General features: G+C 71.7%; 17 protein-coding genes and 1 tRNA gene. 9 read left to right on the top strand and 9 right to left on the bottom strand.

Going from position 1 to position 24,964, the window contains the following annotated elements; genetic code table 11:
• Positions 1 to 64: 64 nt before the first annotated feature.
• The 4 genes from IG86_RS0120215 to IG86_RS0120200 are packed head-to-tail and all read right to left on the bottom strand — an operon-like array spanning position 65 to position 6,100.
• A complete protein-coding gene (locus IG86_RS0120215; RefSeq protein WP_030827118.1) occupies positions 65 to 418 on the bottom strand; it encodes a hypothetical protein in 354 nt (117 codons plus the stop codon).
• On the bottom strand, positions 415 to 4,977 hold the full coding sequence (locus IG86_RS0120210) for a putative T7SS-secreted protein (protein WP_078905962.1): 4,563 nt from the start codon (positions 4,975 to 4,977) through the stop codon (positions 415 to 417). Before IG86_RS0120210 ends, IG86_RS0120215 begins: the two co-directional genes overlap by 4 nt.
• On the bottom strand, positions 4,974 to 5,636 hold the full coding sequence (locus IG86_RS0120205; RefSeq protein WP_030898480.1) for a hypothetical protein: 663 nt from the start codon (positions 5,634 to 5,636) through the stop codon (positions 4,974 to 4,976). The genes IG86_RS0120210 and IG86_RS0120205 overlap by 4 nt, the downstream gene beginning before the upstream one ends.
• Positions 5,633 to 6,100 (bottom strand): hypothetical protein, encoded by a 468-nt coding sequence (locus IG86_RS0120200; protein WP_063761548.1) that lies wholly within the window; start codon positions 6,098 to 6,100, stop codon positions 5,633 to 5,635. The genes IG86_RS0120205 and IG86_RS0120200 overlap by 4 nt, the downstream gene beginning before the upstream one ends.
• Before the next feature lie 312 nt (positions 6,101 to 6,412).
• Between IG86_RS0120200 and IG86_RS0120195 the strand changes: the two genes are divergently transcribed.
• The 3 genes from IG86_RS0120195 to IG86_RS0120185 all read left to right on the top strand — a co-directional run bounded on the left by IG86_RS0120195 (position 6,413) and on the right by IG86_RS0120185 (position 8,779).
• Positions 6,413 to 7,744: a diacylglycerol/lipid kinase family protein gene (locus tag IG86_RS0120195; protein ID WP_030827130.1), complete on the top strand. Its 1,332-nt coding sequence runs from the start codon at positions 6,413 to 6,415 to the stop codon at positions 7,742 to 7,744.
• A gap of 127 nt (positions 7,745 to 7,871) precedes the next feature.
• Positions 7,872 to 8,123 carry an amphi-Trp domain-containing protein gene (locus tag IG86_RS0120190; RefSeq protein ID WP_030898475.1) on the top strand — a complete coding sequence of 84 codons (252 nt, stop codon included), beginning with the start codon at positions 7,872 to 7,874 and terminating at the stop codon, positions 8,121 to 8,123.
• Between the two features lie 137 nt (positions 8,124 to 8,260).
• Positions 8,261 to 8,779, top strand: a complete 519-nt coding sequence (locus IG86_RS0120185; protein ID WP_030898471.1) for a hypothetical protein — start codon at positions 8,261 to 8,263, stop codon at positions 8,777 to 8,779.
• Here the strand turns inward: IG86_RS0120185 and IG86_RS0120180 are convergent.
• Entirely contained in the window at positions 8,757 to 10,112 is a 1,356-nt protein-coding gene (locus IG86_RS0120180; protein WP_244305953.1) for an aminotransferase-like domain-containing protein, read from the bottom strand. The two genes, IG86_RS0120185 and IG86_RS0120180, sit on opposite strands and share 23 nt — an antisense overlap.
• A 148-nt stretch (positions 10,113 to 10,260) precedes the next feature.
• Between IG86_RS0120180 and IG86_RS0120175 the strand changes: the two genes are divergently transcribed.
• Positions 10,261 to 11,124 carry a hypothetical protein gene (locus tag IG86_RS0120175; protein WP_030827139.1) on the top strand — a complete coding sequence of 288 codons (864 nt, stop codon included), beginning with the start codon at positions 10,261 to 10,263 and terminating at the stop codon, positions 11,122 to 11,124.
• Between the two features lie 196 nt (positions 11,125 to 11,320).
• On the opposite strand, the gene IG86_RS0120170 is transcribed toward IG86_RS0120175, so the two are convergent.
• The 3 genes from IG86_RS0120170 to IG86_RS0120160 form a co-directional block, all read right to left on the bottom strand.
• Positions 11,321 to 11,530, bottom strand: a complete 210-nt coding sequence (locus IG86_RS0120170; RefSeq protein ID WP_030029643.1) for a DUF397 domain-containing protein — start codon at positions 11,528 to 11,530, stop codon at positions 11,321 to 11,323.
• A gap of 198 nt (positions 11,531 to 11,728) precedes the next feature.
• Complete coding sequence (locus tag IG86_RS0120165; RefSeq protein ID WP_030649081.1) at positions 11,729 to 12,613, bottom strand: helix-turn-helix domain-containing protein; 885 nt, start codon at positions 12,611 to 12,613, stop codon at positions 11,729 to 11,731.
• Positions 12,614 to 12,901: 288 nt separating this feature from the next.
• Positions 12,902 to 13,636, bottom strand: a complete 735-nt coding sequence (locus tag IG86_RS0120160) for a GOLPH3/VPS74 family protein (protein WP_030827141.1) — start codon at positions 13,634 to 13,636, stop codon at positions 12,902 to 12,904.
• Between the two features lie 185 nt (positions 13,637 to 13,821).
• Here IG86_RS0120160 and IG86_RS44475 point away from each other — a divergent pair, with 185 nt between their 5' ends.
• From IG86_RS44475 to IG86_RS0120140, 4 genes are all read left to right on the top strand, one after another.
• Positions 13,822 to 16,695: a hypothetical protein gene (locus IG86_RS44475; RefSeq protein ID WP_030898463.1), complete on the top strand. Its 2,874-nt coding sequence runs from the start codon at positions 13,822 to 13,824 to the stop codon at positions 16,693 to 16,695.
• 240 nt (positions 16,696 to 16,935) lie between these two features.
• The gene (locus IG86_RS0120150) at positions 16,936 to 18,861 is read left to right on the top strand and encodes an MFS transporter (protein ID WP_399793543.1); all 1,926 of its coding nucleotides are present in this window, start codon (positions 16,936 to 16,938) and stop codon (positions 18,859 to 18,861) included.
• A 94-nt stretch (positions 18,862 to 18,955) separates the two neighbouring features.
• A complete protein-coding gene (locus tag IG86_RS0120145) occupies positions 18,956 to 19,159 on the top strand; it encodes a hypothetical protein (RefSeq protein ID WP_234308723.1) in 204 nt (67 codons plus the stop codon).
• Between the two features lie 369 nt (positions 19,160 to 19,528).
• Positions 19,529 to 20,785 carry an ATP-binding protein gene (locus IG86_RS0120140; RefSeq protein ID WP_208864269.1) on the top strand — a complete coding sequence of 419 codons (1,257 nt, stop codon included), beginning with the start codon at positions 19,529 to 19,531 and terminating at the stop codon, positions 20,783 to 20,785.
• 415 nt (positions 20,786 to 21,200) lie between these two features.
• Here IG86_RS0120140 and IG86_RS0120135 read toward each other — a convergent pair.
• Positions 21,201 to 21,273 (bottom strand) — tRNA-Arg (locus IG86_RS0120135).
• Between the two features lie 815 nt (positions 21,274 to 22,088).
• On the opposite strand from IG86_RS0120135, the gene haaT reads away from it, so the two are divergent.
• Positions 22,089 to 24,866 carry a cyclophane-containing RiPP biosynthesis TPR protein HaaT gene (haaT, locus tag IG86_RS0120125; protein WP_030898455.1) on the top strand — a complete coding sequence of 926 codons (2,778 nt, stop codon included), beginning with the start codon at positions 22,089 to 22,091 and terminating at the stop codon, positions 24,864 to 24,866.
• The last annotated feature ends 98 nt before the right edge of the window (positions 24,867 to 24,964 follow it).

Here is a 24,964-nt window from a genome sequence, read left to right as displayed (position 1 = left end):
GGCCTCCAGCGCCTTCCGTAATCCACGTTCCCCCCAAGGGGTGCGGAAGGAGAATCCTGCCCATTCAACCGCGGACGTGCACGGCGGTGATAAAAGCCGATGCCACGACCCGAGGCCCCTCCATGACCAGCATCTCGCCGCCCGGAACCAGGTGCGGAGTCGCGAGGTCGCGCACCAGGAAGTCGACCTTGCACACCCGAGAACCGTCCTCACGCACGGAGGTCTCCTCCAACAGGACGCTCAGCTGGTTGGCAGAGGAAGGCCAGCCTGGCTGCAGTTCCTCGTCCTTGCCAAGGACGAACACCGCCGTTGCCGCATACACGGGGGCAGTCGGAGGCCCGGACCGTCGCCCCCCTTCTTCGGCCGAGCGCCAGGACACCACTGCCTCAGCCGCCGGATCTTCGATCTTCTTCATCATGGCCACAACCTGATCTTGTCCATCATCTCGTTGATCTGCGCCAGCTGTTCCCCGTCGGCGTAGTATCCGGGCCCGACGCCATCGAGCTTCCCTTCGTGGAAGTGCAACTGGTCAGCCAGCGATTTGGGGATCCTAGCGGCGATGGTGAGGCCAGCGCCGCCGTTGAGTAGTTCGCCCCAGCGATCGGCGTGTTCTCCCTGGGTGGCGAACCACTTGCCTTCCATTTGGCCGGCGCCCGTTCCGAACCGCTCCGTCAATGCAATGGCGTCGAATTCGTCTGCGTCGACGTTGCGGAAGATCTGGACTGTCTCGGTAGTGCCGCTCTCGTTGGCGTCAGGGCACCCGTCCGGCGCCAGGCCCAGGGGGTCCGACCACGTGTGGGGGTTCTTGACGTAGGTGGCCGGGTTCGGGGCCGGGGTGAGGCCCAGGGGGTCCGGGGTGAGGTAGCGGGCCGTTTCCGGGTCGTACGTGCGGAAGTAGTTGTGGTGGAGGCCCGACTCGGGGTCGAAGTACTGGCCGGGGAAACGGAGCGGGGTGTAGGCCGTCGCGTCGCGGGTCCAGGTGGTGGAACCCCAGAGGGTGGAGCGGGCGCGCCAGGCGATCTCGCCCGACTCGTCGACCAGCTCCTGCGGGGTGCCGATCAGGTCCGTGACGATGGCGAAGAAGCGGTCGTCGGTCGTGCCGAGGACGCGCTCCGCCTGGGTGAGGGGGTGCAGGCCGTGGTGGGTCCACGTGAGGGTGACCGGGCCCTCCCGCTGCTCGCAGAGGGTGGTGCCGTCCCACGTGAAGAGGACTTCCTCCGCCACCTCGCCGGTGGGGGTGAGGCGCTGCTTCGCCGCGCGGCGCGACAGGGCGTCGTAGCGGTAGCGCCAGCGCATGCCGTCGGGGGTGGTGACCCCGGTCAGGCGGTCTTCCGCGTCCCACTCGTAGTGCCAGGTGTCCGGCTTGCGGGAGAGGCGGGTCTTCTGGCGGAGGATGATCCGGCCCAGGGCGTCGTGTTCGTAGCGGATCGCGCCGGCGCGGGTGATCCGGGTGCCGGTGTACGCGCGGTCGCCCCGTGCTTCCGCGCCCGGGTGGCGGTCCGGCCAGGCCGCGGCCGTCTGGTTGCCGCAGTCGTCGTAGGCGTAGCGCTCGGACCAGTTGGCGGCGTCGACCCCGGTGACGCGGGCCGCCGCGTCCAGGGTGAAGGTACGCGGGCCGGCGAGGGCGTCGTCGATCGCCGTCAGGGCCCCGTCGGCGCGGTAGCTGTAGCCGCGGCGCTGGAGCGTGCGGCCGTCCTGGCCCACCAGCCGCTGGTCGGTGAGGCGTCCGGCGGGGTCGTACGCATGCACAAGGCCGACGTCCGCGCCGATGCTGCGGGTCAGCTCCCGGCCGGCCGCGTCCCGCTCGAAGGTGAGGGTGCGGCCCGATGCGCTGAGGGCGCTGCGGCGGCCCGCCGCGTCGTACGTCCATGCCGAGACGGCCCCGGAGGGGGTGGTACGGCGGGCCCGGCGGCCCGCGGCGTCGTAGGCGTACGCCAGCGTCCGACCGTCGACCGTCTCCGAGACGAGACGGCCGTACCGGTCCCGCTCCAGGGACAGCGTGGTGCCGTCCGGCGAGACGGCTCGGGCGAGCTCGTCGAAGACGTCGTACTCGTATGAGGTGATTCCGTCCGCCGTCTCCTTCCTGAGGAGATGGGAGAGGGCGTCGTGCCGGTAGGTCGTCGTGGCACCACAGGCGTTCGTACGGGATGTCAGGCGGCCGGCGGCGTCGTAGCCGTAGGTCAGCGTACGGTCGTCGAAGTCCGTCTCCTGGGCGAGCCGCCCCGCCTGGTCGTAGGCGTAGGTCCAGGTCAGGCCCTGGGGGTTGGTGACTTGGGTGAGGCGGAGTTCGGTGTCGTGGGCGAAGGAGTAGCGGACGCCGTCCGGGCCGGTCCGGGACGTGAGGAGGTCGAAGTCGCCGTACTCGGAGAGCGTCACCCCGCCGATCGGGTCGGTGTGGGCGGTGCAGTTGCCCTCACCGTCGTACGTCCAGGACTCCGTGCTGCCGTCGGGCATCTCGCGGCGGAGCAGCCGGCCCTCCACGCTCCACGTCAGGACGGTGGTCTGGCCGAGGGGGTCGGTGACGGCGGTCGGACGGCCGAATGCGTCGCGCGTGTAGCGGGTCGTCCCGCCCAGCGGATCGGTGATCTCCAGGGGCAGGCCGGCCGCGTCGCAGCGCACCGTCGTGACCGCACCCAGAGGGTCCGTCACCGAGGCCAGGTGCCCGCGTGTGTCGTAGGCGAAGTGGTGGGTGGCTCCGAACGGGGCGGTCGCGGACGTTCGGTTGCCGTGGGCGTCGTACGTCATGCGCGTGACGCGACCGTCCGGCCGGATCACCGCCAGAGGCATGCCGAGCGCGTCGTACTCCGTACGCACCTCGCGGCCGTCCGGCCGGAACAGCGATGTGAGACGGCCCTGTTTGTCGTACACGTAGCGGGTCGTATGGCCCAGCGGATCCGTACGGGTCAGCAGGCGGTCGTACGCGTCGTGGGTGTAGTGGGTCGTCGCGCCCGCAGGGTCGGTCTCCGCCGCGATCTGCGCACGGTCGTCGACCAGGTACCGGGTCTCGTGACCGATGGAATCGGTGTAAGTGGTGAAGCCGTCCCCGTAGGCGAAGCGGACGTTCAGGTGGCCGTTGGCGCCGGACTGGGCAACGCAGCGGTGCCGCTCGTCGTAGACGTAGTCGAAGTGGCGGCCGTTGGTGTCGGTCCAGGAGGTGATCCGGCCGAGGTCGTCGTAGCCGAAGCGGAGGGGACGTCCGGAGGAGTTGGTGACCCGGGTGAGGTGACCGTCCGTGTACCCGTAGCGCAGTACTTCGGTGCCGTCGGCGAGAGCCAGGCCGGTTATTCGGCCTTCGGAAGAGGTCAGGCGGATCTCGTAGCCGCCGCTGTGCGACACGGCGGTCGGGGTACCCGCCTCGTCGTACTCGAAGGCGATCCAGGCGCCGTTGCGGTCGTCGAGTTGGGTCAGGAGCCCCTCGGCCGTGAAGTGGCGTGCGTGGCCGGACTCGGGGTCCGTGACGGTGTACCCGCCGTCCGCGTCGAGTACGAGCGGCCACTGCTGTCCGTGGCCGGGCAGTACGGGCACCCCCGGCTCGGGGTGCGAGTAGACGAGCAGGCTTCCGTCCTCGCGGACGAGGATCACGCCTTCCTCGTCGATCTCCAGACGCTGGTCGGCGGTGGACGCCCAGGACGGGCCGAACCAGCGTCCTGCCCGGTACGAGGACTCGAAGGTCCGGCTGAAGACCAGCGGCAGCGAGCCGGGAAGGACCAGGTCGGTCTGCGGCAGGACCATGCGGCCGGTCGCCACGTCGACCGGGTCGCCATCGCATTTGAGTCGGGCCTTGGCGCGAGCAGCCGCCTCGGCTTCGGCCCTGGCGGTGGCGCGCGCGGCCTCTTGGCTCGCCGCCCGGCCCGCCGCGTTGTCGGCGAACCGCATCGCCGTCCGGGCCCCGGTGAAGCCCTTCGTCCCGAGGAGATCCGGGAGGAGGCGGCCCTTGAACTCGCTGGGGTCCGCCATGTAGCTGTCGATCATCGGACCGGGGATGCGTTCGGGGTGGGACGCCGTCGAGACGAGACCCGCCAGCGTCATGTTGACGTTCTGCTGGTAGTCGGCCGGGTGGGTCACGTTGTAGAAGTCGATGGGGTTCAGGCCGCGTGCGAAGTTCAGCGTTCCCGCCGCGCCCTTGGCCACACCGCCGACGAAGTGGTTGAGCTCGACCGCCTCCGAGCCCGCGTAGTCGGCGATCCCGGCCAGCAGCCGGTCAGTCGCAGGAGGCTCGGCCGGAGCGTGCTCCATGGCGGCCCTGAGGCTGTGCTCGGCCGTCGTGGCGGCTTCGTCGCGCTGCCTGCGCGCCTCGTCGAGGATCTCCTTGGCGCGCTTGCGGCCCGCCGCGCCCGGGTCGGCGCCCTCCACCGGCTTCGGGCCCGGATCGCCGCCCGCCTTCGCGGCGGCGACGTAGGCGTCCTCCTTCGCGACGTGCGCCTCGTGAGCCTCCTTCGTCGCCTTCACCGAGGCCTTGTGCAGGGCGATGGCCTCCTGGGCCTGCTTCTGCGCCCACTCCACCATCTCCGCGTACCGGGTGAGGGCGCCTCCGGCCGACTCGCACGCGTCCGAAGCGCGCATCCAGTCGGCGGGGTGCATCGCGAACTTCTCGCGGAACGCGTCGGCGGCCTGCCCCTTCCACCGGTCGGAGTCGAGGGCCTTCATGCCCTGGCCGACCCGTTCGAAGGCGGCCTGGAAATCAGTGAGGTGTTTGGCCGAGGCCCGGATCGCCGACGGCTTGCCGTGGACCAGTTCGTCCGCCTGCTCGCTCTCGCCGAGTTCGTGCTCCCGCACCGAGGCGCCGAGACCGGACGCGAGGCCGTCGCCGAAGTCCTCGACCGCGTCCGCCCAGCCGTGCGCGCCCATACGGTCCAGCGCCCCGCCGACCTCGTCGGTGGCCCGGTCCACGCCGTGGCCGATGACCCTCTTCGCGGAATCGACCCCGGCCTCGATCTTGTCGAGGCCCTTGTCGACCAGGCCGCCCCAGTCCGTCATCGGCCCTCACCGCCCGGCTGGGGCTCGGGGGCCTCGATGACCTGGGCCGTCTCGGGGGCCCGGCCGACGAGGTCATCGACCACCCCGTCCATGTCGTCGCGCAGGCCGACGGCGTCGAGGAGTTGGTTGTGCATCAGGATGCCGGAGCTGTTCACGTCCCGGACCGCGGTCTTCCAGGCCTCGTTGCCGTTCTCCGTGGCACGCCCGAGGTCCGTCAGGTCGTAGTCCGCGTCCCGGATCTGGGTGAACGGATTGTCGGAGAGGACCTCGCCCCAGTCCTTGTCGATGACGTCCTTCTCGGACGCGTGCGGATTGCCCAGCGCCGCGTTCGCCACGACTTTGAAACTCCCCTGGATGTACCGGTCCTGCTCGTACACCAGACCGGCCGACAGCCCCACGTTCATGGCGAAGGCGTTGCCCTGCTGGACCAGCGAGCGCACACCCCAGCCCCAGCGTTCGCAGAACGTGTGCAGGGTGGACGTCAGGCCCTCGTGCCCGGTCTCGATCCCGGACAGCCCCAGCTCGGAGAAGCCGCCGCCCATGCTCGCGTCACCGACCGACCCGAGCTCCTTCAGTTCCGCCAGGCTGTCGGTGATTCCCTTTGCGATCTGTCCGAGTGCCTGCTTCGAGACATCGAGATCCGCCCCGTCCCCGCTCACTGCGCCGCCTCCCCGTCAAGTGCCGCCGCATCCGGCACGATCCCGCGCATCGGCGGGAACGTCATTCCGTCCGGCCCCGCCGCGTTCCATGCGACCCCGCAGGGGAAGCCGAGGGCCGGCACCACCTCGTCGAGCAGCCGCGCACCGACGACACGGCGGTACGTCCACTCGCGGTCGCCCTCTCCGCGGGCCACGGCGAACCGGGCCAGGGCCTCCTCGTCGGAGAAGGCGCAGATCCAGTCCAGGCCGCCGAGTCCGGCCGTCCACAGGCCGTCACGCTCGTCCAGCGGTACGAGGACGAGCCGAGCGCGGAAGTCCGCCAGCCGTTCCATGACCGCTTCGCGTGCTGCCGTCGGCGCGTCGACCTCGGCCGGACCGTCGACCGTCTCGTCCGACGGCGCCGACAGCGCACGTCGCCGGCCGGCGTCGGCGCGCAGCCGACCCCACTCCTCGTCGAACCCCACCCCGAGAACTCCCCCCACCGCACCGTCACCCGGCCTTTGCCGAAGCCGGTGTCCCGCCACGCGGCCCAATCGAACGTACTTTTGCACTCTGGGCTGGAGTCGGCCAACTTTACTGTTCAGTAGCGCACATATCGCGCCAGTCGTAGTCGGTTCATTGCTGGTGGCGGCCTCGATCGATGCTTGCTGAAGCAATGTGCGGGCTTGTGGGGGTCGGTGCCGGCGGGCCGGGGGTGGGGGTTCGGGGGATGATCGGATGGAACGCATCCTGGTGGGGACGTCGTGCCAGGACCCGGTCGTCAGGACGTGAGGACCATGTCGCTCTCGCACCCTGCCGGCGTGCCACCGCGCGCCCGGCTGTTCGCTCTGCTGGCGCTGATCTGTGCGCTGGGCGCGGTGGTGGTGCTGGTGGCGGCCGGCGAGGGCGGCGGGCTGGTCGTCGTCGTGGTCGGGGTGGCCGGCGCGGCGCTCACCGCCATGGGCACCTGGTGGGTGGTCGCCCACCGCGGGCCGGCCCGGCTGGCCGGGGCCGTGCTGGCCGTGGCCGCGCCCGTGGCCATCCTCGTCATCTACGCCCGCGCCGACCTGTGGCCCACGGCGCTGGCCGCCATCCTGGTGTGGGCGGCCGCCGTGGTGTGCGCGCGGACGGCGCTGCGCGCCGCGCGGCCACCCGCCGGGATGCGGGCGGTCGCCGCCGGACGCCCCCGGCAGCCCGTGCTGATCATGAACCCGAAGTCCGGCGGCGGGAAGGTCGGCCGTTTCGGCCTCGTCGAGAAGGGCGAGGCGCTCGGCGCCCGGGTGGTGCTGCTGGACCCGGAGGTCGTCACGGACGTCGCCGCCATCGCCCGCCGGGCGGTGGCCGAGGGGGCGGACCTGCTCGGGGTGGCGGGCGGCGACGGCACCCAGGCCCGGGTGGCCGAGGTGGCGGCCGAGCACGGTCTGCCGTTCCTGGTGGTCTCCGCGGGAACCAGGAACCACTTCGCCATGGACCTCGGCCTGGACCGCGAGGACCCGGCCCGGTGCCTGGACGCGCTGGCGGACGGCGAGGAGCTCAGGGTCGACCTGGGCTTCGTCGGGGGCCGCGCCTTCGTGAACACGGCCTCCTTCGGCGTGTACGCGGAGGTCGTGCAGCGCCCGGAGTACCGGGACGCCAAGGCGGACTCGGCGCTGAGCGCACTGCCCGACCTGCTGCTCGGGTATGCCGGCGGCACCCTCGAAGCGGCGACCGACGATATGCGCCTGGAAGCCCAGCAGGCGCTCCTGATCAGCAACAACCCCTACTCGTCGCCCGAACCGATGGCCGTCGGCGCCCGCCGGGCCCGCCTCGACCTGGGCGTGCTGGGCGTCGTCGGGATCCGCGTGAACAACGCCGCCCAGGCGGCCGACGTGGCGCTGCGCGGCGCGCGGGCGGCGGGCCTGCACGTCCTGACCTCCCGGCAGGTCGTCATCGGGTCGGAAGCGGAGAGCATCCCGGTCGCCGTCGACGGCGAGGCCCTGACCCTGCCCACGCCCGTCACCTGCTCCATCCGCCCGGGCGCCCTGCGCGTACTGGTGCCGAGGGACCGTCCGGGCGCTCCGGCGGCCGGTCCCCCGATGCAGTGGCGCGACGTCCTCGCGCTCGCCTTCAACCGGATGACGCCGCAGTGACGGCGCATGCGTGCGGGAGCGTCCCGGGATGCCCGACCTCCGGTACGGCGTCACAATGAGCCTTACCCGGTGATCCCGCTGTTCCCGCTGGTCGTGGCGGAGAGGAGACAGCGGATAGGAGACAGCCGTGAAGGACCTCAAGTTCGAGCAGAAGAGTTCCCTTTCACGCCTAGAGGCCGCCGATCAGCTCTCCGCCCTCGCGGAGGCGCTGCGGCACGGCGGCAACGCCGAACTGGAACTCGGCCCCGGCACGATGAGCCTGCGGGTCCCCGACGAACTCAGTACCGAGATCGAGGTCGAGGTCGGCGACGGGGAGATCGAGATGGAGATCGAGCTCAAGTGGCCCACCGCCACCGCGCGGTCCGGAGCCGCGTCATAGTGGCCGCGGGTGGCGGTCCCGGGCGGGCGGGCCCGGAACGGGGCCCGGAGCGCGCCGGCTCCGAGGGCGCAGGACCCGGGCCCGCAGTCCCCGGGCGAGGCCCGGGGCCCCGCCCGGAGCCGGCTCGGGAGCCGGCCATGGAGGAGGCTTCGTACGATGCGTACGAGGCTCCGGGAGACGCTCCGGAGAAGGCCCGCGGCGACTACGCGGGCGCCGTGTACGGCTCCCTGCTCGCCGCCTCCGTCGTCGTCGGCGCCGGGACGCTCGGCTCGTTCCCGCGGCTCCAGCTCATCCTGTTGCTCCTGGGCACCGGTGTGGTCTTCTGGGCGGCGCACGTCTTCGCCCGCCACTTCGGGGCCCGCCTGGCGGGACAGCTCAGCTGGACCGTGATCCGCCGCGTCTCCCGCGAGGAGCGCCCGATCATCGAGGCGGCGGTCCCGCCGGCCCTCGCCGTGGCCATCAGCCCGCTCTTCGACCTGGGGCCGCAGGGCATCGTGTGGCTGGCGCTCCTGGTCGCCCTGGCCGGGCAGGTGGGCTGGGCGACCGTGGCCGCCCAACGCGCAGGCGCCTCCCGCCGCCTGATGGTGGTCGCCGGCGTCGTCAACCTGCTCCTCGGGCTGCTCATCGTGCTGCTCAAGGTCGGGATCCAGCACTGACAGCACTGACAGCACTGCCAGCACTGGCCTCGCACGGCCGGCCGTGGCCGCCGTCGGGCGCCGCGCCGTGCTCCGCGAGCGCCGTGCCGTACTCCGCCAGGGCCGCGCCGAGACGGCCGACCCCCTCGGTGATCTCCCTCGGGGTGTGCGTGGTGAAGGACAGGCGCAGCGTGCGGGGGTCCGGGGCGCCCGTGTGGAAGGGGGCTCCCGGGACGAAGGCGACGCCGTGCGCCACGGCCGTGCTCAGCAGGGCCGTCGCGTCGTGGCCCGCCGGGAGCCGGGCCCACACGAACATGCCGCCCTCGGGCAGGTTCCACTCGCAGTCCGCCGACAGGGTGCGGCTCAGGGCGTCCTGCAGGGCGTCGCGCCGCTCCCGGTACGCGCCGCGCACCGTGGCTATGTGCGCGTCCAGGTCGACCGTCGCGAGGTAGTGCGCCGCGGCCAGCTGGTCCACCGTGGAGGTGTGCAGGTCCGCCGCCTGCTTCGCGACCACCACGGCCCGCAGGAGCGCCGCCGGGGCACGCAGCCAGCCCAGCCGCAGCCCCGGCGCCATGATCTTCGAGAAGCTGCCGAGCAGGGCCGTACGGTCCTCCGCGCCCGGGTGGGCGGCGAGCCACGGCAGGTCGTCGCCCTCGTAGCGCAGGTCCCCGTACGGGTCGTCCTCCACCAGCCACAGACCGAGCTGGGCCGCGACCTGGGCGACCGCCGCCCGGCGGGCGGCCGGCAGGGTGCGTCCGGTCGGGTTCTGGAAGGTGGGGATTGTGTAGAGCAGCTTCGGCCGCTCCCGCGCGACGAGTTCCGCCAGCGCGTCCGGCAGCACGCCCTCGTCATCGCAGGGCACGGCCACCACACGCGCCCCCGCCAGGGCGAAGCACTGGAGCGCGGCGAGGTAGGTGGGGTTCTCGACCAGCACCACGTCGCGCGGCTCGATCAGGGCCGCGGTGATGAGGGTGAGGGCCTGCTGGGAGCCGGAGGTGACGACCACGTCGTCCGCGCGGGTCGGCAGCCCGCGCGCGGTGGCCCGCGCCGCGACCGCGGCGCGCAGCTCCGGCGCGCCCTCGGTGGTCGAGTACTGGAGCGCGCGGCGCGCCGACAGCGCGAAGGCGGCGTCGTACGCGGCACGCAGGCCCTCGGTGTCGAAGAGCTCGGGTGCGGGGAGGCCGCCGGCGAAGGAGATGATCCCGGGCCGCTGGGTGAGCGCGAGGATCTCGCGTACGGGGGAGCCCTCGACCGAGGTGGCGCGGGCGGCGAACGCGGGCGGTGCGGCGACGGTGGCGACAGCGGTGGGGGCGGTGACAGCGGTGGCGGCAGGCACGTGGGCGGCAGCGGGCACGGGGGCTCCTCCGGGAGACGGTGCGCGCATCGTAGCCAGGGAAAGTTGTAGACGGCATGTATGTATCAGCCGGTGGACGTCCGGCCCTCCGTCCCCCGACTCCGCCCGCCCCCTCCCCATCTGACGCCACATCAGCTAGACCGTTACCATGACGACAGCAGAGCAGGACCCGCAGCAGGACACCGGCACCCGCGTCGACGACTACGCCGCGCTGGCGGCCGTCGGCCCGTACGGCGTCCGCCCCGGCCATGCGCTGATCACCATGGTGGAGCCGCACCCGGGCCACGAGTACGCGTACAACCGCTGGTACGAGGACGACCACTACTACGCCGGCGCCATGGCCATGCCCTGGATGTACGCGGGCCGCCGCTGGGTGGCCACCCGCGAGCTCCAGGAGCTGCGCTACCCCGAGAAGTCGGCCGTCGCCCAGCCGGTCACCGCCGGCTGCTACATATCGACGTACTGGGTCACCGAGGGCCGCTACGACGAGCACATGAAGTGGACCGTCGGCATCAACAAGCGGCTCAACCGCGACGGCCGCGTGTACCAGGACCGCACCCACGTCTTCACGGCCTTCCAGGACCACGCGGCCACCGTCTACCGCGACGGCGCCGCCGGCCCGCGGGACTACCATGCGCTCGACCACCCGTACGCGGGGCTGGTGGTGCAGGTGATCGACGCCGACGGCCCCGGGCAGCGGGCCGAGTTGCTGGAGTGGCTGCGCTCACGCGCCCTGCCGAAGCGGCTGCACGGCTCCCCGGCGGCGATGGTCACCGTCTTCCGGCCGACACCGCTGCCCGGCGACCGGATGACCTACGTCAAGCAGGTGGAGGGGGTCGACACGCGCCTCACGCTGCTGTGGTTCCTGGAGGAGGACCCCCGGACCTGCTGGGACCGCTTCCAGGGGCTGGACGCGGAGGTCGCGGAGGCGGGCTTGGGGCGGGTGGAGCTCGTGGCTCCGTTCATCCCGACGGTGCCGGGGACGGACCGTTACGTCAACCAGTTGCGCTGACCGGCGGGGCCGCTTGGCCGGTTGACGGCCTGATCGCGTGAACCCGCTGGCCGCCTGTCCGCCTGGCCGCCTGTCCGCCTGGCCGCCTGTCCGGCCGGGCCGTGGGCCGGAGGCGGGCATGGCCGAGCCCCCTCGGCCAAGACGGCGGACCGGTCGAGAGGGCTCCAGTCGGGACGGTCGGGACGCGTCGTGATCTTCAGGCGAGGCGTCCCAGCCGGCCTTCGGTGACGTCGGTGACGAACGAGGTCCACGAGCCGGGCGCGAAGGTGAGGGACGGGCCGTCCTGCACCTTCGAGTCGCGTACGGCGATCGCCTCCATGACGGGGGACTTGACCTCGACGCAGGCGCCGTTGGCGGAGTAGGAGGACTTGACCCAGTTGTCGTTGGCGCCCTGGCGAATAGCCATGTTTCTCTCCGGTGAGCGAGTAGTTCCGGTGTCTTGTCGGCCATTTCCGGCTGACGTGATCGACGCTACCCGCAGCTCCTGACGGGTGAAGGAAGCATTCACCCGACCGAGTGGCATATTCCATTCAAGCCTTCTGTGGCCGGGGATCGACGGTGTACGGTGCCGCCCCCGCGCCCGCCAGCCCCTTCCGTCACAGGACTATTCGCCTTTGTCCGCATATTCGTTGATGATGCGCAGGATGAACTCACGTGTCCGGTCGACACCCAGGGCCTGGGCGCGCAGGTGCTCGTACATCACGCTGTACTTCTGGACGTCGTTGGCCTTCTCCAGGTACAGGTCGCTCGTCACGCCCTCGATGTAGACGACCGTCGAGTCGGACGCGTCCGGGAACTCCAGGATCGCGTACTGGCCGTTCACGCCGGGGTGCGCGCCCAGCTCGAAGGGCATCACCTGCACCGTGACGTGCGGCTGCTCCGACTGCTCTATCAAGTACTCAAGCTGTCGGATCATCAGCTGTGCGTCGCCCACGTGCCGGCGCAGCGCCGCCTCGTCGATGACCGCCCACAGGCGCAGCGGGCCGAGGTCCGGATTGTTGTTCTCGGTCTCGGAGAGCCGCTTCTGGCGGTGCATGCGGACCTGGACGCGCTTGTCCACGTCGGCCGGGGCGGTCTCCGGCCACGCGCCGCGGACGAGGGCCTGGGCGTACTCCGTGGTCTGCAGCAGCCCCGGGATCACCAGGGGCTCGTACGTGCGCAGGCTGGCGGCGTCCGTCTCCAGCCCGATGTAGACGCTGTACGGGATGTCGCCGAAGGCGTGCCACCAGCCCTGCTGGCGGGAGTCCTTCGCCATCTGCATGAGGGAGTCGATGAGCCGGCGGTCCTCGACCTCGTACACGTCGCACAGGTCGCGGACGTCGCGCTGGCTGATGGAACGGCGGCCGTTCTCCAGTCGGCTGATCTTCGACTGGGAGACGAGGAGGCGTTCGGCGACCTGTTCGGCCGTCATGCCCTTGTCCTCGCGGAGCTTGCGCAGCTCCATCCCCAGTCGGCGGCGTCGGACGGTGGGATTGACATTGGACGCCACGTGAACGGCACCTCCGCCTTCTTCTGTCGTGCAGCTGTCTCTCTGCGTGGCTGATGTTCAGCAGACTGCCACCGAAGCGGGCGGTGCCGCTGGGGAACGGCAGGGAAAACACAGACGCGCGGGGTGACGGAGCCGGCGGACCGGCTCCGCCACCCCGCGCGCTGGCGGCTCGGTGCAGCGGTGCTGTGGCGGTGCTGTGGCGGTGCTGTGGTGGAGCGGTGGAACTGTGGAGCGGTGCAGCTGTGGAACGGGGGACCCGGGATCTGTCCGGGCCGCACCGGGGGTGGATCAGTGCGCGGCCGCGCGGGCCATCGCACCCGTGCGGCGCGGCTGCAGCGGCACGCCGCTCGCCGCGGGCCGGGCCTGTGGCGCCGGTGGGCGGTCGCGGCGCGGCTGTGCGGCCACACCGTTCTGGACGTCCATCACGGCGTGCGCCACGAGTCCGCCCATCGGGTCGTGCCTGATCAGGTCCCGAAGCCGGGACCTGGACGAGCGCCCCTCGTTGCCGGGGTACAGGTGCTTGCCGAGTCCGACCGCGTGGGCCAGCGCAGCGAGCGCCGCGGTCCGCGGGTCCGGCGGTACGCCGGTGCGGATCGCACTGTCGAGCCGGGCTCGGATCTCCCGGCTGATCTCCGTGTCCGTCGCCTGGTAGCGAGTCGTCGGCAACACCCCGCACATCTGTCCCGCGACGGCATGGACCATGCCGCAGCGCTCCAGGTGCGCGAGGTAAATCTGACGAAGCCCCAGCCGGGGTCCGCCGATCCAGTGGACGGCCCGTACCGGGCTGCCGCGCCTGCGCAGCAGTTCCAGTGCGGAGTCCAGAGTCGGATCTCCTGTCGGCCGTGGCATCACCACGGCGATACGATCCCCATCAGGGGCTATCCGTCCTGCCAGAGCCAGCTCCACTAGCTGTGCCCCGGCCAGGCCGAGGTCGAGCGACTGCGGCTGCGCCGTGGTACCCGTGGCCGGGTCCAAGGCGAGCAGCAGAAGCTCCTCCGGAATTGTTCTGCGGCTCCTGCCCATCCATGCCTCCCCGCGTGGATGAGTGACAGGGTGACGCCTCTCACATTCATCTGTCGAGAGCGCGTGGCCGCTTTGTGGGGGAACCCGCAGCTATGTCGTTCTCGTCTGGCACGGGGGCGATGCTCCCGAGACGGGACACTGTTAGACATTCGGACAGCCGAACGTGGCGGCGATGAGGAGGAGCGGTGGCGGGCGAGTCCCCCGACAAGTCGGTAGATGAAGAAACGCCGGGGGCGGCGGAGTCGTCCGCGGAGCGCGACCCGAGGCTGTCGGTGTTCCGGCCGAGGGAATCCGAGGACGGTGCCGTGGTCGCCCGTAAGGGCGAAGCTGGGGCCGAGGCGGATGCCGATGCGGATGCCGATGCGGATGCGGATGCGGCCGAGTCCGGCGGGCGGGATGCGCTGCGCGAGGCGGTGGCGGCCTGGGTCGCCACCACGGAGCCCACCGCCGCCGAGAAGGAGACCCCCGACTCCGCCGGCCGCCCCGCGGCCTCCCCCGCGGCCGGTTCCGCATCCGGCGAGGCGAAGCCTGCGGCCGCGGACAACGGCTCGGCCGAAGTGGCTCCCGCAGGCGCGGGCAAGCCGTCGGGCGAGGCTGGCGGGCGTGCCGCTGCGTCCCGCGAGGCGAAGCCTGCGGCCGCGGACAGCGAGCGCACCGGCTCCGCCGGGGTGGGCTCCGCAGCCGCGGGCAAGTCGTCGGACGAGGCCGCTTCCGATGCCGGTTCCGATTCCGATTCCGGCTCCGGCTCCGGCTCCGGTTCCGCTTCCGGTGACTCGAAGTCCACGGCCGCGGACAGCGGGCGCACCGCGGTGTTCCGTGCCGTGCAGCCCGGCTCCGCTGGCGCGGGCAAGCCGTCGGGCGAGGGGACCGGGCGTCCCGCCGAGGCCCGCGAGGCCGGTTCCGCTTCCGGTGGGTCCAAGGCCGGGGCTCCGGCCGCCGAACCGAGCGACAGTGAGCGCACCGCCGGGGTCCGTGCCGGGAAGCCGGCCGCCGAGGAGTCGGCGGCCGCGTCCGATGGGCGTTCGGCCCGTACCGGCGAGTCCGGTTCCGGTGAGCCGAAGGCGGAGTCGGCGGACAGTGAGCGCACCGCGGTGTTCCGAGCCGTGAAGCCCGGCTCCGCCGGGGCGGGCAAGCCGTCGGCCGAAGCCGACAAGCGCCCTGCTGCGGCCCGCGAGGCCGGTTCCGCTTCTGCCGGTGACGCCGGGGGTGGGCCGGCGTCCGCCGGTTCCGGTTCCGGCGCGCCGAAGTCCGGGGGTGTGCGGCTGCCGAAGGGGCCGGCTGCGGCCGCGCCGTCGAAGCCTGCCGCCGATGAGCCTGCGGACAGCGAGCGCACCGCCGTCTTCCGTGCCGTGAAGCCCGGGGCGGGCGGCGGCGCCGCCGGGAACGGTTCCGCCGAGCCGAAGGGGCAGGCGGCGGACAGTGAGCGCACCGCCGTGTTCCGCGTGCCGAAGGTGGATGCGCTCAAGCCCGACGGCGGGCAGAAGCCGAAGCCCCCCGCCGCGAAGCCGGCCCCCGCCCCCGCTCCGGCCGACGAGGCCGCCGACAGCGAGCGCACTGCCGTCTTCCGCGCCCCGAAGCCGGAGGCGCCGCGGCCCGACGCGCCCAAGCCCGACGCGCCCAAGCCCAGTACCTTCGTGCCGCTGCGCGCCGACGGCGGTGCGCCGAAGGCCCCGGTTCCGCCGGCCCCGCCGGCACCGGGCTCCGCGGCGACCACCACCGAGCGGCTCGACCGCGGCGACCGGAGCGAGCGGACCACCCAGCAGCCGCTGCCGCCCAAGCCTCCGCTCGACATGCTGGCGGACCTCACGAACAACCCGCCCCCGCCGCCGAGCCCCCTGCGCACCGCCGTCCGCCGGGTCAAGATCTACGCGCCGCTGGTCGTGCTCCTGGCGGTCATCCTGGCCGTCGTGCAGCTGGTACGCCCGCTGCCCGAGCCGAAGCTCGTGATGACCGCGAAGTCCTCGTACACCTTCGAGGGCGGCATGCCGCAGCTGCCCTGGCCCACCGAGGGGCAGGCGTACATGGCGGCAGCAGGCCTCGGCACGCTCGGCCAGTCCGGCGAGCAGAAGCCGGTGCCGATCGCGAGCGTCACCAAGTCGATGACGGCGTACATCATCCTGCGCGACCACCCGATAAAGAAGGGTGAGCAGGGCGCGATGATCGACGTCGACAAGACGGCCGAGACCGAGGGCAAGAAGAACAACTCCACCGACAACGAGTCCACCCTCGACACGGTCAAGGAGGGCGACAAGATCTCCGAGTACGACGCGATCGCCGCCCTCATGATCCCGTCGGCCAACAACATCGCGCGGCTGCTCGCGCGCTGGGACTCCGGTTCCCAGGAGGCGTTCGTCAAGAAGATGAACGACACCGCCAAGGAACTCGGCATGACCAACACCACGTACACGGACCCCTCGGGTCTGGACGCGACCACGGTCAGCACCGCCGAGGACCAGGTGAAGCTGGGCCTGAAGCTGGTCGAGATCGAGACGCTCCTCGACATCACGAAGAAGCCGAACTGGGTCGACCCGTCCGGCAAGAGCTGGCGCAACTGGAACGGCCTGACCGGACCCAGCGGTGCGCTCGGCATCAAGACCGGTACGACGACCAAGGCGGGCGGAAACCTCCTCTTCGCCGCGCAGAAGAAGATCGGCAACACCAACCAGCTGATCGTCGGAGCCGTCCTCGGCCAGCACAAGCCGTCGATCATCGACACCGTGCTCGCCGCGAGCAAGCAGCTGATGACCGCCACGCAGAAGGCCCTCGACGGCGCGGTCGTCGTGAAGAAGGGCCAGGTCGTGGGGTACGTCGACGACGGGCTCGGCGGCCGGACGCCGGTCGTCGCCACCGCCGACGTGCAGGCGATCGGGTGGGCCTCGCTGACCGTGGACGTGAAGCTCGCGGACGGCGGTGGCAAGATGCCGCAGACCGCGAAGGCCGGCACCGAAGTCGGCCTGCTGACCGTCGGCGAGGGCGCCAGCCAGGTCAAGGTGCCGGTGGCGCTGCAGAGCGACCTGGCCTCGCCGGGCATCGGCAGCAAGCTGACCCGCATCGGCTGACGCCCGTCGGCTGACGCCCGTCGGCCGGCACAGCAGTCGGCGAGAGCGCTGATCCGGCGCCCCGGGCAACCCCGGGGCGCCGGTGCGCGTCTAGCGAGTGTCCGCAAGGTGCGTGCCGGGCGCCCCGGGGCGGGCTCGGCGAGACTTTGACGGCAGGGACGACGAGGACGACAGCAACGACAGGGTGGACCCGGGGCGCGGAGATGCGTGCCGGTGCGGATCCATGTGGGGAGTGCGGCAGTGACCACCGCTGAGCAGCAGGGCCGGCGCCAGGCAGCCATCCCGTCGGCCGACGGCGGCGGCCCGGGCCGTGGCGCCGACGCCCTGCCGCCGCGGCAGGGGGCACAGGGTCCGCAGGAGCCGCAGGGGCAGCCGGAACAGCACGGGCGGCCCCGGCGGCGCGCCCGAGCCCTCGATCCGCTCCGTCGGCACCCGGTGGCCGTCGCCACCCTGCTCGCCGCCGTCCTGCACGTCGTCTGGTTCTTCACCTTCGCCAACAGCGGCGGCGACCTCGCCGCGCAGGACGCCTGGGCCGAGTTCGTGGGCCGGCATCCCGACTCGGCGTACAACCTCGCCTGGTACGGCGGCATGCACCCCGTCTCGTACAGCGTGGTCTCGCCGTACCTCATGCACATGCTCGGCGTGCGGACCACGATGATGATCGCGGGCACCGTCTCGGCCGGGCTGCTCGCCCTGATCCTGACCCGCTGCCGCGGAGCGGTGCGGGAGCCGGTGTGGCCCGCACTGGCCGGGGCGTACGGGCTGTTCTGCAACGCGCTCTCGGGCCGGGTCACCTTCGGGCTCGGCGCGATGTTCGCCCTCGGCGCGGTCGCGGCGGTCTTCTGCTGGCCCCGCAAGTGGGCGCACCGCCGCTGGGCCAAGGCCGCGGTGGCGGCCCCGCTGGCCGGGATCGCGACCGCCGCCAGCCCCGTCGCGGGCCTCTTCCTCGGGGTGATCGCGGCCGCGCTGTTCCTGAGCCGGCGGCACCCGGGTGCGTACGCGCTGGGGCTGGCCCCGGTGGCCGTGGTCGGGCTGTCGGCCTGGCTCTTCCCGTTCTCCGGGACGCAGCCGATGAAGATCGGTTCGGCCGGGCTGCCGTTCGTGTTCGGGCTGCTGATCTTCTTCCTCGTGCCGCGGCGCTGGAAGACGGTCCGGATCGCCGCCGCGGTCTACGCCCTCGGGGTCTTTTTGACCTGGGTGATCGACTCGCAGGTCGGCTCGAACGTCACCAGGATGGTGATGCTGTTCGGCGGCGCCGTGCTGCTCGCGGCGCTCCCGTACGAGGTCCCGCGGTCGCGGCGCTGGTACGCGGTGCTGCTCGCGTTCGTCGGCCTGAACGCCTGGATCACCACCAACAGCATCACGGACATCGTCCGCACCACCCCGGTGGCCGCCTGGAACCGAGAGCTGGCCCCGCTCGTGGACCAGCTCCAGAAGGCGGGCGCCGACCGCGGCCGGGTCGAGGTGGTCCCCGTCAGCAGCCATCGCGAGTCCTCCGCCTTCCCCTCGTACGTGAACCTCGCGCGCGGCTGGAACCGGCAGGCGGACCTGGAGCGCAACCCGCTCTTCTACGACGACACGCTCACCGGCGACAGCTACCGGGCCTGGCTGGAGCGCTGGGCCGTGCACTACGTGGTGCTGCCGGCCGACAAACCCGATTCGGGCGGTGAGGACGAGGCGAAGCTGGTGCGGGCGGGGCTCCCGTACCTCCAGCAGGTGTGGGGCGACGCGAACTGGCAGCTCTTCAAGGTCGACGACCCGACGAACCTGGTGGCGGGGCCCGCGACCGTGGTGCGGGCGGGCGCCGACCAGCTGGTCATCGACGCGAAGCGGGCCGGTCGGGTGCTGGTCCGGATCCCGCACTCGCCGTGGCTGGGGCTGGTGGACGGGGCCGGCAAGCCGGTGCCGCCGCCGCAGGAGACCGCGGATTCGAAGGCGCGGGGGGCCGTGCCCAAGGAGTTCGCGAACACCGCCGGGTGCCTGTTCAAGGCGCTGCCGGACGCCGAGGGCGACGTGTGGACGGAGCTGCTGGTTCCGGCACCGGGGGAGTACCGGGTGGCGGCGAAGTACCAGCTGCCGCGGGGCACGCCCTGCCCGGAAGAGGTCATCCGGGCGACGGTCGGGCTGCCGGAGCGTCCGGCTCCGGCGACCGGCTCGACTCCTTGATTTCTTTACGTTCCGGTCCGGGTGCGTTGCTCGGTATATATGCATACGATCCCAGTAGTCCGATTGGGTGCTTCCTGAGGGAGTTGACGACGGGATGAACAAAGAGCAGAAGCGGGACGTCCGGGCTGCCATCGCAAAGGCGCAGGAGGCTTCGCAGCCGCCGCGCTCCCCGGGTCACGGCTTCGACGGTCCTGTACGGAGCAAGGTCAAGGGCGGACCGCACACGAAGGCCGCTCTCAAGCGGGCCGGCACTCCGCAGGGCGACCGCATCGGCGAACGCAGCAGCGGCCTGAGCTGACCCCCGGAGGGGGGTGCATCCGTGGTGGCGCGGCCCTTCCGGCTCCGGCCGGGAGGGCTTCGTGCGTCCTGACGCCGCCGCGGGGGCCCGGCCGGAGCGGCGGCCCCGGGTCGGGCCCCGGCTCCTGGGTCCGGCCCTCGGTTCCTGGGTCCGGCCCTCGGTTCCGTTCCCGCCTCCATTCCCGATTCCGTTCCCGCCTCCGCCTCCGCCTCCGCTTCCGGTTCCGTTTCTGCTTCCGTTTCTGCTTCCGCGCCGGGCACCCCGCCGGCCGGCCCCGGCTCGACCCGGCTCGATCCGGCTGGATCTCGCGGGATCCGGCCGGATCCCGCCGGTCGCCCGCCCGGGCGGGCGCATTACCGTGACCTGACCATGAACGAAATGCAGCGCAGAGCGCGGCTGCCGGCCTGGACCTCGACCCTGACCTGGAAGGCCGCGGTCTTCATCACCCTGATGTGCTGCGGGCTCGCCGCGCTGCTCGGCTGTCTCGTGCACGGCGCCATGACCCGCCAGACCGTGGGCACGGCGCGCGAGAAGGCGCTCCTGAAACTGGAGCGGTCCATCGAGGCGTACGAGGACGGCGCGCGCATGCCGCGCGGCGAGGGCGTCGACCCCTCGGGCCTGCCCCCGGAGCTGCGCGCCCTCGCTCTCGCCGGGAAGCGCGGCACGGCCGTCGGCAGGCACCGCGGGCGCCCCGTCATGTGGGCGGCCGCGCCCGCCGAGCACGGCAGCGCGATCGCCGTGTCCGTGGACTTCCGCGGGGCCGAACGCACGATCGTCGATCTCGACCGGGCCATCCTCGGCTCCTCGGGCCTCGCCATCGGCGTCACCCTCCTCGTCGGCGCACTCGGCGTCACACGGATCACCCGGCGCCTGCACGTGACCGCGCAGGTGGCCCGCCGGATCAGCGCCGGCGACCTGGACGCCCGGGTCGGCGACCGGCCCCGCAACAAGGACGAGGTCGCGGCGGTCTCCCGGGCCCTGGACACCATGGCCTCGTCCCTGCAGGGCAAGCTGGAGGCGGAACAGCGGTTCACGGCGGACGTCGCCCACGAGCTCCGCACCCCGCTGACCGGCCTGAACGCGGCCGCCGAACTCCTGCCTCCGGGCCGCCCGGCCGAGCTCGTACGGGACCGGGTGCAGGCGATGCGCGCGCTCACCGAGGACCTGCTGGAGATCTCCCGGCTGGAGACGCGCAGCGAGCGCGTGGAGCTGGACTCCTACGACCTGGCGGACCTGGCGGCCCGCACGATCCGCGCGTCCGGCACCGACACCGCCCTGACGGTGCTGGCCCCCGCGCGGGTGGAGACGGACCGGCGCCGCCTGGAGCGGATCCTGGGCAACCTCGTCGCCAACGCGCACAGCCACGGCGCCGCCCCGGTCACGGTCACGGTGGACGGCCCGGTCCTGACGGTGACCGACGCGGGGCCGGGCTATCCGGAGTACCTGATCACGACCGGCCCGCAGCGGTTCCGTACGGAGGGCACGAACAAGGGCCACGGGCTGGGCCTGACCATCGCCGTCGGCCAGGCCCGGGTCCTGGGCGCCACCCTCGCCTTCCGCAACCGCGCGGAGGGCGGCGCCGAGGCCCGCGTCGCACTCCCGGGCCCCACGTCGCCGACGCCCTAAAGGTTGTTTCACAAGGTGACCGAGCCCTGAGCGGCAAGCTCGGACCGACTCGACTAAGGACGATTTGCCCGGATTCTCGGCAGGCAAGCGCCGGGGGTAAACCCGCATATAGCGGACGGCGTATCGATCCAGACGACCTTGTGAAACTAGGTCGTGTCCGCAAAGTCCCGCCTGCACTCCGGGGTCCGGCACGCGCGCTTGCCGCGTTGTCGTCGGTCGCCGATGCTCGGCATCGGCTCCCTCCTCCGCCTTGCAATCGCACGCACCGGACCCCGCCGCGCCCGCCCTCCGGGCGGCCGACGCTACTTTGCGGACACTCCCTAGGACCCCCGGCTCCCGCACGCGCCGTGCCCGCTGACGTCCCGTACAACGCGAAGAGGACCCCGGGCCGTTCGACGGCGGGGGTCCTCGACTGTGCCCTCGGCAGGATTCGAACCTGCGACACCGGCTTTAGGAGAGCCGTGCTCTATCCCCTGAGCTACGAAGGCGGGGGTCTCGGCGGAGACCGCCTCGTGACCGCTGACAGCCTAGCGGATCGTGCTCGGAGTGGTCGCATGGATTGCCGCAGGCGCGGGTCTGGGGCGAGGGCGGGATCGTGACCTGGGGTTCTGACGGCCGGGGGCCGGGGCGCGGAGGCTGGTGGCGTGCTGCGAGGGGGCGACGCCGAGGACGAAGATCTTCTGACGCTCGACGCCGTAGGCGATCACGCCGCGATCCAGAGGCTGGGGTCGAACCGGCTCTGCATGGACTCGGAGTCGGCGCGGTACGGGTGGAGGAGTTGGTGGGTGAGGTCGGCCTGAGGGATCTGCCTCAGGTGTTCGGCTCGGTGGAAGCCGCGCTCGGTGTCGCTCTTGAGGCGCCGGCCGGTGCCGTGGGATCGGGGAGCCGGTCGGCGGGGTGGTGGAGATGCCTAGGGGCATCTGTAGAAGGTGGGGGCGACGGCTCCGTGCTGTCTCTTCAGCATGCGGAACTGCCTGACCGCTATGGCAGCTTCGTCCTCGGGCCTGAAGACTCACTCTCTGCTTGCGACCAGCAACACGTTCACTCGGTCATCTGTCTGACTCCGTCAAAGCGGCATCGGTGCGCCCAAGGGAGAAGCCAAGCACAGGTTGGCTGATACGAGCCGGTGTGTGGCGGGGAGCTGACCTTGACCATGGTCTGTGAGAGCTGATCCGCTTGTGCGCGACAGGGCGTCGGATTCGGGGGTTGGGTTCGTGACCAGAGCTACAGCTGGAAAGCCGTGCCGCGCCACAGGCGGCCGGCCCGGACCGACCGATCCCTGCTCCGTCAAGACGACCCACGTATGAGGCTCCGGCGGGGGATTTCCGTCGCCGTCGTGGCCGCCGGCGGAGCCGTTACGACCATGCTCGTGGGGCTCGTCACCAACGCGGTGTCCGAGTCGCAGTGGCCCGGGTGGCTGGGGTGGTTGCAGCGGCATGGCTGGTTCTCGTTCGCTTTGCTCGGCGTGGCCACGGTCGGGCTGGCGGTGCTGCTTGCTGCGCTGTCGGAGTCGGGGGCGTCCGAGCGCCGCGCTGCTCCGACGCCCCAGCCAGAGGAAGGGGCGGTGCCTCCGGGTGCTGCCCTCGTGCTGCGGTCCCTGCCACGCGACACCAACGCGTTCACCGACCGGACCGCCGAGCTCGAGGCGCTGGTGCGGTCCGTACGGAACTCGCAGGAGAGCGGCGAGGCGCTGCCCGTGCATGTGATCGACGGAATGCCAGGAGTCGGGAAGACGACGTTCGCCGTACACGCGGGACATGTGCTGTCGGAGCGGTTCCCGGACGGCCAGCTCTTCGTGAATCTCAACGGGCACACGACGGGAAGGCCCCCCGTCCAGGCCACGGAAGCGCTCGCATCGTTGCTGGCGGCGACCGGAGTGCCGGCGCAGCGGATCCCTGTCGGCGACGACTTGGGCGCGGTCACCGAGGCGAGGGCGGCCATGTGGCGGAGCCAGCTCGCGAACAAGAAGGCACTGCTCATCCTCGACAACGCGTCCAGCTATCGCCAGCTGGAGCCCCTGCTCCCCGGCGGGAGCGACTGTCTCGTGCTGGTGACGAGCCGGAAGCGGTTGGCTGCGTACGAGGAGGTGGTCCTGCCAGTGGAGGCGTTGCCGGCGGAGCATGCGGTCGACCTGTTCGTACGCCTCAGCGGGCGATCGGCGGAGTCGCTCGATCGGTCCGTCCTCGAGCAGTTGGTGGAGCTGTGCGGGTACCTGCCACTGGGGGTGTCGTTGCTCGCCGCGCGGCTGCGTCATCGCCCGTCGTGGAGCGCTGAGGATCTCCGTGCGCGTCTGGTCACCGCCGGGGACCGGCTGGGAGAGCTCCGAGCTGGGGAGCGCGCGGTCGCCGCGACGTTCAGTCTGTCCTACCAGGACCTCACACCTGAGCGGCAGCACTTCTTCCGGTGTCTCGGCCTCTACCCTGGAACCGAGCTCGATGCCTTCTCCGGGGCCGCGCTCGGCTCGGTCTCGGTGGCGGCGGCACGCGAGGGACTCGACACGCTCTACGACGCCCATCTGATCGAGGAACACCCGGGAAGCCGGTTCCGGCTTCACGACCTTCTACGCGACTATGCCCGCGGTCTCGCCGACGAGGGAGGCAGCATGGCCCCTGTTCATGCCGTCCAGCGCGTGTGCTCGTACTACCTGGCCGTCCTCGCTGTCGCGAACAGACACATCGCACGCAACGGTGCCTCTACACCGAATTCTCCGGATGGCGCCGCCCAGGTCGAGACCCCGCCCATCGATTCACGTACGGCGGCTCTCGGCTGGCTGGAGGACGAGCGGGCCAACGTCCTGGCCTGCATCCGAAGGGCGAACGATCTCGCGCTGCACGAGTTGGTGATCAACATGGCTGCGGCGATGGCGCCCTTCCTGCGGCAGGCCGGGCCCTGGGACCAAGCCGTTGGCCTCCACCGGACCGCCGCCGAGGCCGCCCGGCACACCGGCGACCGGCGGGCGCTGGCCGATGCGCTGGCCGAGCTCGGAGTCGTCCGGCGCTTCATGGCGGCCTACCCCGAGGCCATCGAGGCACTGAGCGAAGCGGTGACGGAGTACGAGGCGGTCGGCGAGAAGCGCGGCAAGGCTGACGCTTTGAACCAGGTGGGCATCGTCTGGTACATGACCGCGGACAACGACGCTTCTGCCCAGGCGCAGACCGAGGCCCTCGCGCTCTATCGGGAAGTGGGCGACCGTCTCGGCCAGGCGAACGCGCTCGCGGACCTCGGCATGGTGCGCCGGCAGACGAGCCAGTTCGACACAGCGGTGGCGGCACAGACCGAAGCGCTGGCGATCTACCGGGAGCTGGGCGATCGGTACGGAGAGGCCAACTCACGGCGGGACCTTGGCGTCGTGCACAGTCTCCTGGGTGAGTATCAGCTGGCTGAGCAGCGCCATCGTGAGGCATTCGGCATCTACCAGGAACTCGACGACCGGGTCCACCAGGCGTACGCCCTCAACGAGCTCGGAGTCGTCCGGCGCCTGATCGGCGACCCCACCGGAGCGCGGGAGGCTCACAACCGGGCGCTGGGGTACTTCACCGAGCTCGGTGAACGGTTTGGCCGCACGAACAGCGTTCGCCACCTCGGGGTACTGAACCGAGTGGAGGGGAACGTCACCGAGGCGATCCGGTTGTTGGATGACGCCCTGGGCTCGTACCGCGATCTCGGCAGCCGTGGTGGCGAAGCCGCCTCGCTGGGCGAGCTGGGCGTTGCGCGCGGGATCGCCGGTGAGCGGGACGATGCCATCGAGTCGTTCCGGCGGAGTCTGGACATCCTCCGAGAGCTTGGCGACCGGTGCGGTGAAGCGGAGGTGCGGAACCACTGGGGGACGCTGCTGTGCTCCTCCGGTGACTGGCTTGCCGCCCGCGGACTCTTCGAGCAGGCGCTGGGGCTGGCCCGCGACATCCGCTGCCCACTGGAAGAGGCACGGGCTTTGGAGGGGATCGGCCGTTGCGACTGGACAGCCGGCGAACGGGCGCGGGGCGAAGGGGCGCTGCGTGAAGCGTGCGATGTGTACCGACGGTTGGGCATCGGTGGGGCGGCAGATGTCGTCGAGCGGCTCATTGCTGCGCAGGCCGAGTAGCGGGGCACGTGGCCGGATTCGATATGTTGCCGAGGGTAGCGGCGCTGCTACCTTGCGGGCTGGTGTGCCACCTCAATCGCCGTTGCACTGCCCCGAGG

This window comes from Streptomyces virginiae, from assembly GCF_000720455.1.
In the GTDB taxonomy this organism is placed as follows: domain Bacteria; phylum Actinomycetota; class Actinomycetes; order Streptomycetales; family Streptomycetaceae; genus Streptomyces; species Streptomyces virginiae.
This window is presented reverse-complemented; position numbering and strand designations above follow the sequence as displayed.

What these genes read in the sequence shown, in the direction of transcription:
- IG86_RS0120195 (WP_030827130.1), top strand. Translation starts at nt 6,413, where the DNA reads ATGTCGCTCTCGCACCCTGCCGGCGTGCCACCGCGCGCCCGGCTGTTC.
- IG86_RS0120210 (WP_078905962.1), bottom strand. Translation starts at nt 4,977, where the DNA reads ATGACGGACTGGGGCGGCCTGGTCGACAAGGGCCTCGACAAGATCGAG.
- IG86_RS0120145 (WP_234308723.1), top strand. Translation starts at nt 18,956, where the DNA reads ATGAACAAAGAGCAGAAGCGGGACGTCCGGGCTGCCATCGCAAAGGCG.
- IG86_RS0120185 (WP_030898471.1), top strand. Translation starts at nt 8,261, where the DNA reads ATGGAGGAGGCTTCGTACGATGCGTACGAGGCTCCGGGAGACGCTCCG.
- IG86_RS0120215 (WP_030827118.1), bottom strand. Translation starts at nt 418, where the DNA reads ATGATGAAGAAGATCGAAGATCCGGCGGCTGAGGCAGTGGTGTCCTGG.
- IG86_RS0120160 (WP_030827141.1), bottom strand. Translation starts at nt 13,636, where the DNA reads ATGGGCAGGAGCCGCAGAACAATTCCGGAGGAGCTTCTGCTGCTCGCC.
- IG86_RS0120140 (WP_208864269.1), top strand. Translation starts at nt 19,529, where the DNA reads ATGAACGAAATGCAGCGCAGAGCGCGGCTGCCGGCCTGGACCTCGACC.
- haaT (WP_030898455.1), top strand. Translation starts at nt 22,089, where the DNA reads ATGAGGCTCCGGCGGGGGATTTCCGTCGCCGTCGTGGCCGCCGGCGGA.
- IG86_RS0120175 (WP_030827139.1), top strand. Translation starts at nt 10,261, where the DNA reads ATGACGACAGCAGAGCAGGACCCGCAGCAGGACACCGGCACCCGCGTC.
- IG86_RS0120170 (WP_030029643.1), bottom strand. Translation starts at nt 11,530, where the DNA reads ATGGCTATTCGCCAGGGCGCCAACGACAACTGGGTCAAGTCCTCCTAC.